The following is a 13,920-nucleotide window of genomic DNA, read 5'->3' on the forward strand; positions in this document are numbered from 1 at the left end:
ATTTCTTGATTTCAACAGAATTTTGATTTCATCAAGTACTAATTTCTGTAAATGTAGCAGGTATTTGTTTTACATCAGCCATTACTAAAACTAGTACTTCCCTTTCTTGAATTTGCATATCTTTAATAGTAATCTTCATTCCTTCCCAGACAAAATATGGTAGATTAACTAATTCTTTGACTTTTTGCATTAATGATACAATTATTTCTAGGCTAATGCCTCCTCCTTGGGTACAGTGAAAACTCTCTAACATTATAGATTGGGAAGGAGTGCGAGGACGAAGTATTGCTGTAAAACTCAACGGACGACTATTGTTGTTTTCTGTCAATAGGAAGATTCCATTAAATCCTATTTGTTCATCATTAGGTAGAAATATCTCTAGATGTTGCAATGCAAAACTAATAATTTCTCCATCAACATCCAAGTCAAAGCTTTGCACCAAATTATGAGTAAAATCAGCACTGAGGGCAGAATTAATATCAGCTTCTGTGAGTTTGATCTGAGCCAATACATTCACAGGCTTTTCTAGTTGGATTTGCCCAAAAATTGCCCTCAGAGGATTAATAGAAATAGTATCTGTCTGAATTTTTATTTCTTGGACTCGGATGTTTTGTTTTGTGACTAAGCCTTGTCCGGCAAATGTAACTCCATCTGCTTGACCTTGAGCTAATTTGAAAATGTCAGTCTGCACCTGAATATCAATTTCTTCAACTGTATCTAATTGACTAGATACACTTTTTTCAGCTACTTGAGATACCAAATGCTCTTCTATGTTTTGCTTGTCTGACATGAATTCATATTTGCCTCATTTCCTCTTAGTAATTAATTTAGATGCTGAATACTCAGAAGCGAATCTATAAAATGGTATAGGAATCCAATTGAATATTACGGAGGGTGCATCCCTGGTCTTATTTTTCAATAAGAAAAAAGTAAGATGGTCTTGATTATACATCTCCAAAAATTAATTCTGCGTTGCCCGAAATCCTTGTAGAGACGTTGCACTGCAACGTCTCTACATTCATTTTCACTAGATGTCTATTATGGATGCCTATATTGGCTCATCTGTTAACTTCACTCCTTCAGGAAGATCCATCGCTTCAATGTGCTGTTTGTGTCCATCTAGTAGACAGCTAATTGTCATATCTCCCATGACGTTGATAGCAGTACGACACCTATCTAGAAACCAATCGACTGTGATGAGCAAGGCAATATATTGAGTAGGTAATCCCACTGCTGTAAACACCAGCGTCATTGTCACTAATCCAGCTTCAGGAATACCAGCAGCCCCAACAGAAGCGACAATGGAGGTTAATACCACCATTAATTGTTGTGGTAAGTTCAAGTGCAGTCCCAACAATTGACCGACAAATAAAGCAGACATGGCTTCATACAATGCAGTCCCATCATTGTTGAAGTTACTCCCAACTAAAGCGCCCAGGGATGCGGATGATTCCCGTAAACCTATTTTTTGCATCAGGGCGCGGAAGGTGACAGGCATTGTGGCTGTGGAGGATGCGGTGGAGAAGGCTGTGAACAGTGCATCACTACTACCGCTAATAAATTGTTGTGGACTCACCCAAGAACCATATTTCACTCTGGTTGTGTAGTAAATTGCTTGCAAACTTAGGGCTAATAAAACAGCAATAATAAAGGCTGCTAATGATAAGAATGGTTTAAACCCTTGTAAGGCAATGGTTTTGGCAACTATACCAAAGACGGCAAGTGGTACTAAGGCAATTACCCATTTCAAAACTGCCATCACTGCCTCAAATAACATGGTGATGACTTGCTCAATGGGGCGATAATCTTCCTTACCCTGTGCGATTTGTTCGGTTTTGATAGCGCGTAACACTACCCCAAAGGCCAAAGCCACAAATACTAACTGAATCACATTATTATCAACTAGGGGCTGTAATATGGAAGGGGGAATCATCTCCTGAAGTAGTGCCCAAGGATCGAGGGTTTTATTGGTAGGAGTTGCCACCAAAGATTCTACCCGCCACCAACGCCCAGGTTGCAACACATTCGCTACTAACAAACCGATCGCGATCGCTACTACGGTATTAGTCAACAATAACATCACCAGTTTCCGCCCCGAACGTCCGGGAATATCAACTGTGAGAAATCCGTGCAACACAGCAAGTAAAATCAATGGTGTTGCTAATGCCCGTAAGGCTTTGAGTACTAGGTTACAAGGAATAGCTAAATTATTAATCGTAGTAATCAAATTGGGGTGGGGATTGCCTGCGCCACACAAGATGCCGACGATAATAGATAGAATAAGTGCGATCGCAATCTGCCATGAAAGTGGTACAGTCTTCCTAAAAACAGACTTTTTAGTGAGTTGGCTCATACTGCTGATCAAATTTATGGTAAGCCAATTAAAAGCTATTGAATATCATTCCAGCTAGTTCAATTTCAGCTCGTGATCTCACTGCACTAAATTTGAGCTTGACAAAATTTAGGATGTATGGATGAAAATGTAGAATGGGTATTAGTATCTCTATGTCTTTGTGTCTCCGTGGTGAAAAAACATCTTATTTAACCACAAAGTCACAGAGGCACAGAGGGATTTTGCTTTTTATTTAAATATATGGCCTACTGCATTAATCCCGATTGTTCACAGCGAGAAAATCCTGATAATTGTGCGGTATGTCAAACTTGTAAAACGCCACTTATCCTGCAAAACCGCTACAGAATTAAGCATCCTTTGCCAGTTAATCAATCTCTTTATACAGAAGTATTTGAAATTGAAGATGTCCATAGCCATCAAGTCAAAATTTTGAAGTCTCTTAAAGAAAATACGCCAGATTTATTAAGACTATTTCAACAAGAGGCAACGATTTTAACCAGCTTACAACATCCTGGTTTACCTATTGGTGAAATTCTATTTTTTTTCTTTTTAAATACAGGTCGGCAATTATGCTGCTTTGTCATGGAAAAGGTTCCTGGGGAAAATTTACAGACTTGGTTATGTGAGCATCAATATGTTGAATCAGCCAAAATTGTCATATCTTGGTTAAAAGAATTAACTCAAATCCTGCAATTTGTGCATGAAAATAATTTTTTTCATCGGGATATTAAACCTGCCAATATTATGCTGCGTCCTGATGGCAGATTAACTTTAATTGATTTTGGTTCTGCTCGACAAGTGACACAAACAGTGATTAACAATCAGCCTGTAACTAAGATTTTTTCTCAAGGTTATACTCCTCCTGAACAAAGTGATGGTCATGCAGTCATGCAGTCAGATTTTTATGCACTAGGGCAGACTTTTATCTATTTACTCACAGGAATTAATCCAGCGATCGCTCATCATAATTTACCTAATTGGTCTAACTATGTTAAAGATCCAAAAACTCCGAAAAGATTAATTGAGCTACTGCAAGCGATGACAAATTCCCATCCTCATCGCCGACCACAAACAGCTCAAGCTATTCTAGACAAGATTGCCAATATAGAGAAATATCCCCAGAAAAAATGGCAAAAATTATTATTGAGTCTAGCCTGTGGTGTTTTACTCATCTTGGGGACAAAATCACTGTATGACATAATCACTCGTCCTCAGACTTGTGACTATATTGAAGAGGATCATCTCAGTTGTGGTGAAGAAAGCCTGATTCCGGCTAGCTTTTGGGGAAACGATCAACCTCCACGGATCAAACAATTAGCTATTGATGAATATCGTAGTCAAAATTTTGCCGCAGCCGTGCCTCTATTTACCACTGCTTTCAATCAGCAACCAGATCCTGAAACTTTAATTTACCTCAACAACGCCAAAATTCACATCCAATTTCCCGCAGAAAAGATTCACACCATCGCCGTGGCAGTTCCCCTAGAACGTCGTACACCTATCGGGTTAGAAATACTCAGGGGTGCGGCTCAAGCACAAACAGAGGCGCTAAAAAATGGTCAGCCTCTACGGATCATGATTGCAGATGACAATAACCGAGACGAGAGCAGAGGTGGCAATAATGCCCGCAAAATTGCCCAAAAATTGGTAAAATATTCGGATATGTTAGCTGTTTTGGGTCACTACAGCAGCGAAGCCACTAAACAAGCCTTACCGATTTATACTCAAGCAGAGGTAGTGGTAATTTCTGCCACAAGTACCTCTAATAACCTCAAAAGTCCTTTTTTCTTTCGGACTGTTCCGAGCGATCGCATTACTGCCCAAAAAATCGCTAGCTATATTTTCTCTCAAAGCCAACAACGTCGGGCAGCAATTTTTTACAGTCAGGGTAGTGAATATGCTGAGTCGCTATCAAAGGAGTTTCGCCAAGGGGCAAAATCTTTTCAGGGGAATGTGATTAACCATCAAGCCGCTTTTAATCTAGCAACTGATAACTTTGATGCCAAAATCGCTCTAAATCAAGCCCAAACCCAAGGTGCAAGTGCAATTTTGTTAATTCCTGATGCGGGAGTCGGATTGTATAATGCCATTCCCAATGCGTTAAAAGTCATTCAAGAGAATGTCAACAAAGCGCAAATTGTAGCAGGTGATAGTCTCTACAGTTCTGACCTGATCACATCAGATAAAATCATCTCCTCACCAGGAGTTTCCCAAACAGCCTGGGCGATCGCCTGGCATCCTATAAATGGTATTAACTCTCAATTTGGCAAACAAGCTCAAACTCTGTGGAAAATTGATCGCCAAACTTTCCCCACCAATACACAAATCACTTGGAGAACTGCAACTAGTTACGATGCAGTCATGGTATTAAGCAAAGCCATCGCGGAAAAACCCTCTCGCCAAGGTATTCAACAAACACTCAACCAAGCCAACTTTTCTGTGACAAGTGCAACAGGTGTGATTCAATTTATGGGAGGCGATCGCCGAAATGGTACGATCAATATTATTGCCATCCGCCGCAATTGTCATGCTAATGATTTTGTTTTTATTGCAGGCGATCGTCCTAACAAATGTCAACTAGCAAATTAAATAAAATAAATCAAATCCAACTTTCTACAGGAAATTCCCTAACTTGACGCATTCTTAGAAAATCACTATCTGATGTAACGAGAATTAATGAATGGCGTAAAGCTGTAGCAGCAATCTACAGGTCATTTTCACTGATGCCAATTTCTTGTAGTTGAGTTGTTTTGCGTTTACTCTTTTCTTTGGCAGCAAATCTTTTAATAATTTCTGACTTAAAATCTCCGTAAATTTCTGCTGTTTTATCATCAATTGGATAAATATCAATTCGGTTGAGAAAGGCGTGAATTTTGATGAGATTTGCCGTTTTTTGTTGGGAGTTTTGTGCCATGAATCTGAGTTCACCTGCGACAATAGCACTGGTGGCGAGTGTAACCTTACCTAGTTCCCGAAAGTGATTGACAACTTTTGTTTCACCTTCTATCAAAAAAGTGCAATGATTTGTGTCAAGCAAATACATTCTTAAAATTCCAGTGGCATACGAGTATCATGAACAAGCTGAAGACATTCTCTGATATCATCACCTGACCAAGTGCCGACAAATTCTAGTAAATCTTCAGCTGTAGAACCACGTAAGTTATTTTTACTTGACTGTTTTGCTGTATGACTAGTTTTGATTTCTCGAATAAAATTAAGTGCTTCTGTTAACAATTCTGGTGGTAAAGTTTCTATTTCTTGGAGCAATAATTCTTTGCTAGTCATCTTCTACCTCTAATCATCGTCCTTACTTTCCACATTGTAAACGGTAGGAATAGCGGTTCTTCCGCCGTGCTGTTGGCTGACGCACTTTCTCCCATGCTAGTTCACCTGCACTCTCACCTCATTCAGCTATTAGTATTAAGACTTATTAAAAAATCCAGAGAAATCAATCAAATCACGCAAATACAGCCGTTAGAGGGAGTTTGGGAAAGTTATTTCTAGAAACAAGAATACGCTCATCATCGTCAATTGTAGTGATGCGTAATAACTAAAACTATGGTAATAAAACTTAGACATATTGCCAACACATCTATTTTTGCGCTGGCATCGATAGGTAGTGCGATCGCTGGCATGGAATTATTGCTACCGGAGAAGTCTGCATTTGCTCAAGAATCAATCAGGGAATGTGTGCAAGAACTGATAGATCAACGAAACATCTCCGAACGCAATGCAGCGATCGTTTGTAGTAACCAGCGAGATGATGATAATTATGATGACTATGATGATGATGATTACTACGGACGCGGGAGAGATGAGAATAACGGCAGAAGAGTTAGAGGGAGAGATGGGAATAATGGCAGAAGAGTTAGAGGTAGACGTGGAGGACGATATATTGAGTTGAGAGCCAGGTCTGGGCCAACACCAGAGGGTCGTTGGCGTTATACTGCTTCTGGCATACCTTACGAAGCTATGAGTCGCGCAGGTTGTCAACAAATTTCTGGCGATGACTGGCGTTGTACTACACGCAGAATCCGGGTGCAAATCTGGGATAACGGGGACAACAGAGATGATAGAGAGGTTTACGGACGGTATATCGAGTTAAGAGCTAGGTCTGGGCCGACACCAGAGGGGCGTTGGCGTTATACTGCTTCTGGCATACCTTACGAAGCCATGAGTCGCGCAGGCTGTCAACAGATTTCTGGCGATGACTGGCGCTGTACTACACGCAGAATTCGTGTCCGCATCAATGACAGATACTAACTCAAGCTGCTAGTCATTCGGTAATTAGACATCTGGTAGAAATTAATTCTGCGTTGCCCGAAATCCTTGTAGAGACGTTGCAGTGCAACGTCTCTACATTCATTTTTACCAGATGTCTATTGGGAATTGGGAATTGAATTATTACCTAATACCTAATACCCCATCCCCAATCCCCATTAAACAGATAAAAAATTTAACAAAAAACTGGTAACATTCGCTAGACTCTCCACCTAACTAGAGCGTTTAGGATAAATTCAAGGCAATCGCCTCAGTTATCAAGCTGGTTCTTGATAGTTGTTTATTAATCACCTAAACCTATGACAATCCAACTCACAGTTCCTAACATGGCTTGTTCTGCTTGTGCTAACAATATTACTAATGCAGTAAAGACAGTTGATGTTGATGCGATCGTTCAGGCAGATCCTCAAACTAAACTTGTTAGTGTAGAAACCCAAGCTTCCGAGACTTCTATCAAGGATGCACTAGCTGCGGCTGGTTATCCATCTGCGTAATTTGATGAACAAGCAAATCCCCAAATCAGCAAAATTTGGGGATCTTGAGTATTAAAATCTAATACCTAACTGTCCATTAATACCACGTACAGAATTATAGCCAGCACCGACAAAAACGTTATCAGTAGCACCTACCTGTACACCACCCGAAAAAGCCACTCCTTTATCTTCCGAATAGTATCCCAACCCGACATAAGGAGAAATTACTGGCAAACTAATAAATTTCAACACATCTACGCCAGTAGCACCATCAGCACCAACCCCCAATTCTACTCCCAAATCCAAAGCCCTAGCACCCACTGCATAGGTTATGTCATCATCTTGACTACCAACTGAAACCCAAGGTTGAGGTATCAACTGGGCTGCAACTGGCTTGGGGGCCAATAAACTTAAAATTCCTAATGAAGTAATAAGTGTTTTGACTAAAGTGGCTCTTTTCACGCTATTCTCCTACACTACCTATCAAATAACCAATTGTAGCCGTGCGAGGATGTGTCCTAGCATAATCAAGATTTCTCACCGACGTTGCTGAATCTAGGGATGATTTAGCCAGTTATAAAATTTCTCCCCCTGCTTCCCCTGCACCCCCTGCCTCCCCTGCTTGCCTAAATTCATCCCCCTGTTCTGCAACGCCTTCTCACCTACCATCCCCAACTACCAGGAATACCCTTAAATGGCCCGACAACATCACTAGTTATCCAGCCACCGTAAAAATTCCCTGGTTGTGGTTCTACTTTTTCCCCATCTACATAGCAAACATCCATGAGATGAGCATAAAAAGCTACATGGTCTTTAAGGGCAGCAAAAGCTGGAGTAGGACTGTTGTAAAACCAAGCTGCATTTTGTGCTTGTTTATCTCCTACACGAATTGTGTAGTAATTAGCACTTCCTTTCCACTCACAAAAACTTGATTGTGGTGTGGCCACTAGATATTCCATCTTGATATCTGTCGGCGGAATGTAATAAGAAGGTGGGTGACTGGTTTCGAGAACTCGTTGAGCGTTGTGAGTATCGACGATGATCACGCCATTAAAAACTATCTGAATATGTTTGTTAGTCTCCTCTAGACGAGGGGGACGGGGATAGTCCCAAACAGATTCTTGTCCTGGGTTTGGTTCGATGCGTTGAGGGTACATATTGAGGATTAGGGATTGGGGATTGGGGATTGGGGATTGGGTATTAGGGGGGGACAATGATTTATAGCGGTTCCCACTCTGATGGAGTACAAAATTATATTGCAAGGTGTAGGGGCAATTCATGAATTGCCCCTACGGGTGTACCTCACGTGAACGAGAACCGCTATATCACCACTAACACCACTCCTTACTTTCTTAACGTACTCCTTTCAAACTATCAACTTGATTGGTAAACATCTCTGTAAACAAACTCATCACAGTCCGTTCTTCTCTAACCTTGATATTGGCACTAATCGACATCCCAGATTGCAAGGAAATTCTTCTATTTTTCAGGTCTAAAGATTGTTTATCTAGAGTAATTGTGGCTGGAAAACGATAAAACTTATGTGTCTCATCTGGCGGTAAGGCATCTGAACCGATATCATCTACTATGCCTTTGATGTCACCAAATTCGCTAAAAGGGAATGAGTCAATTCTCACGTCTGCTTTCATATTTTTGCGGACGAAACCAATATCTTTATTGGTGATGAAAACTTCCGCAATATATTTTTCGTTGGGAACGATTTGTAGTAGTTTTTGAGTTGGGTTAGCGACAAATCCAGGATTTTTAGCTTGTAAATCAAAAACTGTGCCGGCAACTGGCGCGCGTAATTCTTGATATTTTAAATTCAACTGAGTTTGGGAAATTTTGCTATTAATATCGGCTAAGTTTTGCTCGTTTTCTAGCAAGACTTTCATGAATTGGCTATCAATATCAGCAATGCGTTGTTTGTTATTAGCTATCTGTTCTAAGATGGCTTTATCAGAGGTTGCTATGGTATTGGTGAATTGTTGCTGACCTTTTTCAATATCAAATTGTAAGCGCTTTTCTTCTTCTACTAATTGAGCGACTTCTGCAGTTTTGTTTTGGACTTCTTGTTGCTGATTGAGATACTGTAGTTGAGAGATACCACCTTCTTCAGCTAAGATTTTCAGCTTGTCTAAAATACTCTGCTGAATAGCTAAACTAGCTCTAGTATCTGCAAGTTTCACTACTGTTTGTGCTAGCTGTTTGCGAGTTTTTGATACTTCCAGACGTGCGGCGGCGGCGCGGGAATCTAATTCGGTCTTAGCTACTTGTAGTTGTTGTTGTTGATCATCATCTAAACCGACACCTGTGGTGGAGTTTTTTAATTGAGTCCGCAATAAATCATTTTCGGCAACTAATTTTGCCCGACTTTTTAAGAGAAAAGCTGTATCTTGTGGCAAGCCACTGTTTAAATATTCTCGTTCCGAGGATATACCAGAAGTTGCTGCCATTAAGCGGCGATAAATCTGATTTTCTTGAGTTAAGGCCCGACGAATCTTATTTAAAGATTCTAATTGAGCAACGGTGGCTACAGTCTCAAAGGTTAACAGCAAGTCTCCTTTATTAACTTTTTGACCATTTTTGACAAACACCTGTCTGACAACACCACTCACCGGTGCTTGCACTTCTTTGACTGTTCCCTCTGGTTTTAGTTGACCGGTTGCGGGTATTACTTGTTCAATTTTGGCAAAATATGCCCAAGCAATACCGACACAAGCTAAAGCCATCAAGGTAATCATAATTGTTCTTGACCAGATGGGAGATTGACGCAGCACAACTGACTGCTCAAAACTAGACTCGTCAAGTTTGACTAAAGCTTGATTAGAAGCTTTAGTTTGATCTGTCAAAACTTGGTTATTAGCCTTGACGATTTGATTATGCTTGCCGTTGCCATTAATTTGTGTCATGTGATTTTGCGGGTAGGCGGGAGTAATGAGTGCTGAGTGCTGAGTGAGGGAGTGGGGGAGTGGTGAGGGAGTGCTGAGTGTAGAACTAATGACCATTGACCATTGACTAATGACTAATGACCATTGACCATTGACAATCTACAAATTCACTTCTTGTTGCTGATACAAGTAGAAATAATGTCCTCTGGCTGCCATTAGTGCTTGGTGGCTACCTTGTTCTATAACTTTCCCTCCATCCATGACGACGATGCTATCGGCGTGACTGACGGTGTTGAGGCGGTGGGTGATAAAGAATACTGTGCTACCTTGGAAGGCTTTGGCTAAGTTGAGGCAGACTTGTCGTTCTGTGGGGTAGTCTAGGGCGCTTGTTGCTTCGTCTAGAACTAAGAGTTTTGGTCTTTGTAAGACTGAACGAGCGATCGCTATTCTCTGTCTTTGTCCCCCAGAAAGTCCAGCACCTCGTTCTCCCACGCGGGTATTGTAGCCGTTGGGTAGGCTCATAATAAATTCGTGGGCGGCGGCGACTCTGGCAGCTTCGATGATTTCTTCGGTAGTGGCATCGGGGTTTGTCAAGGCAATGTTTTCTTGGACTGTCCCGTCAAATAACAATGTCTCTTGGGGAACGACACCGACTTGTCGCCGCAGTGAATAGAGTTCTACTTTGGCAATGTCGTAACCATCAATCAAGATGCGGCCAGACTCGACATCATACAGTCTGAGCAGCAATTTCATCATCGTACTCTTACCGGAACCACTTTGACCGACGATACCGACAAATTGACCTGATGAAATTTCTAGATTGACGTTGGCTAGTTGTAAGGGGCCGCTCGGTGCGAAGCGGAAGGAGACATTTTCGTATGTAATATTTCCTTGAATCTCTGGTAAGGCGATATTATAGCGATCAACTTCGGCTTCTTGGGGTGTATCAACGATATCACTTAGTCGTTCTAGCGATAAGGCTGTTTCTTGGAAGCTTTGCCAGAGTTGTGCCAAGCGTAAAATCGGGCTGGTGACGTAACCAGAGATAATTCTAAAGGCGATTAATTCCCCTAAAGTTAATTCTCCTTGCAGTACCAGATAAGCTCCCACCCACAAGACTAATAAGCTACTGAGTTTGTTGAGGAAATTACTGGTGGAATTAGCGAGGGTTGAGGTGACGACAGTTTTGAAACCAGCTGCTACATATCGACCATACCGTTCTTGCCAAGAGAAGCGCGATCGCAGTTCAATATTTTGGGCTTTGACTGTCTGAATGCCTGACATCACCTCAACTAAATAAGACTGAGTTTCTGAGTTGCGTTCCGCTTTGGCTCGTAACTGTCTACTGACAGTCGGGGAAGCTATTAAGGTGATAATGACGAAAATGGGAATTGTCCCTAAACCAACGAGGGTGAGTTGCCAGCTGTAAAACAGCATGACGATGATATAAACGACGGAAAATACAGCGTCTAATCCTACTGTTAAAGCTGTCCCAGTTAAGAACTGGCGGATATTTTCTAATTCGTTGATACGGGTAGATAATTCACCCACAGGCCGCTTTTCAAAGTAGCGCAGGGGTAATCGTAATAAATGATCGATGATTTGCGAACCCAAACCCATATCAATGCGGTTGGTGGTATCGACAAATAGGTAGGTCCGCAAGGTGGTGAGTACGGCTTCAAATATCCCTACTACTAATAGCAATACTCCCAAAACATTGAGAGTACTGATACTGTTTTGGACGATAACTTTGTCAATAATTAGCTGAATCACCAGGGGGTTGGCTAAGGCTGCTAATTGCACAAAGAAGGAAGCGATAAATACTTCGATCAGGACTCGACGATGGCGGGATAGATAGGGCAGAAACCACCGTAAACCGAAGCGTTCTTGGGGTGTTTCTTTGGTGGCAGATACCATCAGTACCCTGATTTGTGGGGGGAAGCTGCCTTCTAGAACCTCTAAATGCTCGACTATTTGAGCAGGTTTACAACGGACAATCCCTTGAGATGGCACACCTAAAACTACATTATGGCTATCGGCTGCATAGAGAACAGCAAAACCATCTCCATAACGCACTAGGGCTGGGGTGGGGATGCGGGTAATTGCTGCTGCGGGTAAGTCTATTAAATGGGCTTTGAGTCCAATTAATTCTGATAGGTAGGCGCAAGCTGGAAATGAGATGTTGCCTTGGCGTTTGATTTGCTCATTTAAAATCCGCCGGACAACTTCTTTGCGTAGGGGGACTTGTAGGTGCTTGGCCAGCATTTGAAAGCAGGCGAAGGTAGAATTTAACTCGCCCTTACCACGGAAAAATGGAAATTTTTGGCGTTTTTGTTTGCCGTTGTCTTGGGAGTAATTTGCTTGAGAAAAGTCTTCTTCTGTAGCGTAGGGAATATCTATAACGTCGTCTACCGGTACTTGGGGATCGTGAACAGCCAGTGGTACTGGTTGTGGAGTACTCTCCAACAATGATAAATCTGCTGGGTCAAGACCGATTAAACGGGCAGGATTTTCGCCTCTGACTTCAATGGTTAAGTTACCATCACTGGGTTCTAGGCGAGAACCGATGGGAAAGTTGATGACTGTACCACCACTGACGAACCAAACACTTTCTCTATCAAGTTGGTTGAAATAGGTTCTGCCTGGCTGGAGGTATTGGACTTTAGCATTTTTCAGGGCTTGTGTAGCTAGTTCGTCGAGGTTGGTAACGACATTAGCTTGCTGTGCTAATTGGGCAGCTAATACATCAAAAACTTCGATTAAATGACTGTGGTTTTGGCGTGAGAGTGCAAATGCGGGATAGGTTCTGAGTAAACGTAGGTAGTCGGTTGTATTGAATGTTAAACCAATGATTTCTTCAGTTGAGGCAGTTGCTGTCTCACAAGCTACATTCCGTAACAAGCCAATTTCCCCAATCATCTCCCCTGGTTGCAGCAAGGTCAAGGTTTTGGGCATTTGCGTTTGTGGGTCGAATCCCAACAATCGCACCTGTCCTTCAAAAATAATAGTGACTTTGTCGGGGACTCTTTCTTTGCCAATGATTTTTTGTCCAATGCGATAGCGAAATGCCTGTATCTGCTCTAGTAAATTGCTAATTTCTGTACTGGGGAGTTGGTCGAATCCTTCCAGTTGGCAGATAAATTCTTGAAAATCGCTCTTAATATATGTCATTTTTACTTCAGTTAAATAGTTTATCTACTGTCGGCAGACAAAAACGCAATTTTTCTTAAATTTTGATTTGCATAAAACTTTATTAGTTCTTAACCAAGGCTAAATCTTTGTTTATCTTTCACCTATTTTTTGTTTAGTTATTCAAACTGTTTGAATCTGATATCTAGTTGGTTGGCGATCTTTACATACGTATACAAAATATCTGTGAGTTTATAAGTAAATCCAAAATATCACAACTTTGCTTACCAAGAAATACTTAGTACGCTTAAAATTAGTTAGAAAAATCCACTTAATTTTCGTCAACTACGGATAAAAGTATTGTTAATCCGCCTGTTGCTAGGTCAGTACTGGAATTTATCTGAATTCTTGAAAATTTATTAAATTATTTGTCAGTTATTCTTTAATCAACCACAACGGCACAGAGACACGGAGATAATTAAAATAGCTTGAGTTCGACGGTTGCTCAAAAATTCTCGGTTGAGTGTAGTGGTAGCGTGACCTAAGAGGGTGTTGGAAAAGTTTCAGTAGGTATAAAAATGTCATTCTGACTGGAGCGGAGCGTCAGGAAGAATCTAGGTTTTGTGGCACATACCGAGATGTTTCATTCCGCTACGCTGCATTCAACATGACAAACAAACAGACTTTTCCAACGTCCTCTAACACTAGGATATACATTGGGTTCCTCAGATCATGTTGGGTTACGCAAAGCCTCCACCCAACCTACTAATACTAATAGGGGTTTAGCATTGCT

The 13,920-nt window shown here is 41.3% G+C and carries 11 protein-coding genes; 3 read left to right on the top strand and 8 right to left on the bottom strand.

Going from position 1 to position 13,920, the window contains the following annotated elements; genetic code table 11:
• Positions 1-31: 31 nt before the first annotated feature.
• Both FD725_RS09820 and FD725_RS09825 read right to left on the bottom strand, forming a co-directional pair.
• Positions 32-790, bottom strand: coding sequence for a DUF2993 domain-containing protein (locus FD725_RS09820; protein WP_179047957.1), 759 nt, complete (start codon positions 788-790; stop codon positions 32-34).
• A gap of 258 nt (positions 791-1,048) precedes the next feature.
• Positions 1,049-2,353 carry a dicarboxylate/amino acid:cation symporter gene (locus tag FD725_RS09825; RefSeq protein WP_179047958.1) on the bottom strand — a complete coding sequence of 435 codons (1,305 nt, stop codon included), beginning with the start codon at positions 2,351-2,353 and terminating at the stop codon, positions 1,049-1,051.
• Positions 2,354-2,593: 240 nt separating this feature from the next.
• Between FD725_RS09825 and FD725_RS09830 the strand changes: the two genes are divergently transcribed.
• The gene (locus tag FD725_RS09830) at positions 2,594-4,942 is read left to right on the top strand and encodes a bifunctional serine/threonine-protein kinase/ABC transporter substrate-binding protein (RefSeq protein WP_179047959.1); all 2,349 of its coding nucleotides are present in this window, start codon (positions 2,594-2,596) and stop codon (positions 4,940-4,942) included.
• Between the two features lie 115 nt (positions 4,943-5,057).
• On the opposite strand, the gene FD725_RS09835 is transcribed toward FD725_RS09830, so the two are convergent.
• Both FD725_RS09835 and FD725_RS09840 read right to left on the bottom strand, forming a co-directional pair.
• Positions 5,058-5,396, bottom strand: a complete 339-nt coding sequence (locus FD725_RS09835; RefSeq protein ID WP_256871884.1) for a type II toxin-antitoxin system VapC family toxin — start codon at positions 5,394-5,396, stop codon at positions 5,058-5,060.
• A gap of 2 nt (positions 5,397-5,398) precedes the next feature.
• Complete coding sequence (locus tag FD725_RS09840) at positions 5,399-5,638, bottom strand: DUF2281 domain-containing protein (protein WP_179047960.1); 240 nt, start codon at positions 5,636-5,638, stop codon at positions 5,399-5,401.
• A gap of 273 nt (positions 5,639-5,911) precedes the next feature.
• Between FD725_RS09840 and FD725_RS09845 the strand changes: the two genes are divergently transcribed.
• Together FD725_RS09845 and FD725_RS09850 are read left to right on the top strand one after the other, a co-directional pair.
• Positions 5,912-6,616: a hypothetical protein gene (locus FD725_RS09845; protein ID WP_179047961.1), complete on the top strand. Its 705-nt coding sequence runs from the start codon at positions 5,912-5,914 to the stop codon at positions 6,614-6,616.
• 317 nt (positions 6,617-6,933) lie between these two features.
• Positions 6,934-7,128, top strand: coding sequence for a heavy-metal-associated domain-containing protein (locus tag FD725_RS09850; protein ID WP_179047962.1), 195 nt, complete (start codon positions 6,934-6,936; stop codon positions 7,126-7,128).
• Positions 7,129-7,179: 51 nt separating this feature from the next.
• Here the strand turns inward: FD725_RS09850 and FD725_RS09855 are convergent, their stop codons facing one another.
• From FD725_RS09855 to FD725_RS09870, 4 genes are all read right to left on the bottom strand, one after another.
• Positions 7,180-7,569 (bottom strand): hypothetical protein, encoded by a 390-nt coding sequence (locus FD725_RS09855; protein ID WP_179047963.1) that lies wholly within the window; start codon positions 7,567-7,569, stop codon positions 7,180-7,182.
• 200 nt (positions 7,570-7,769) lie between these two features.
• Positions 7,770-8,264: a DUF427 domain-containing protein gene (locus FD725_RS09860; RefSeq protein WP_179047964.1), complete on the bottom strand. Its 495-nt coding sequence runs from the start codon at positions 8,262-8,264 to the stop codon at positions 7,770-7,772.
• 195 nt (positions 8,265-8,459) lie between these two features.
• On the bottom strand, positions 8,460-10,019 hold the full coding sequence (locus tag FD725_RS09865) for an HlyD family efflux transporter periplasmic adaptor subunit (protein ID WP_179051492.1): 1,560 nt from the start codon (positions 10,017-10,019) through the stop codon (positions 8,460-8,462).
• Positions 10,020-10,157: 138 nt separating this feature from the next.
• The gene (locus FD725_RS09870; protein WP_179047965.1) at positions 10,158-13,169 is read right to left on the bottom strand and encodes a peptidase domain-containing ABC transporter; all 3,012 of its coding nucleotides are present in this window, start codon (positions 13,167-13,169) and stop codon (positions 10,158-10,160) included.
• Positions 13,170-13,920 lie beyond the last annotated feature (751 nt).

The organism is Nostoc sp. TCL26-01, from assembly GCF_013393945.1.
In the GTDB taxonomy this organism is placed as follows: domain Bacteria; phylum Cyanobacteriota; class Cyanobacteriia; order Cyanobacteriales; family Nostocaceae; genus Trichormus.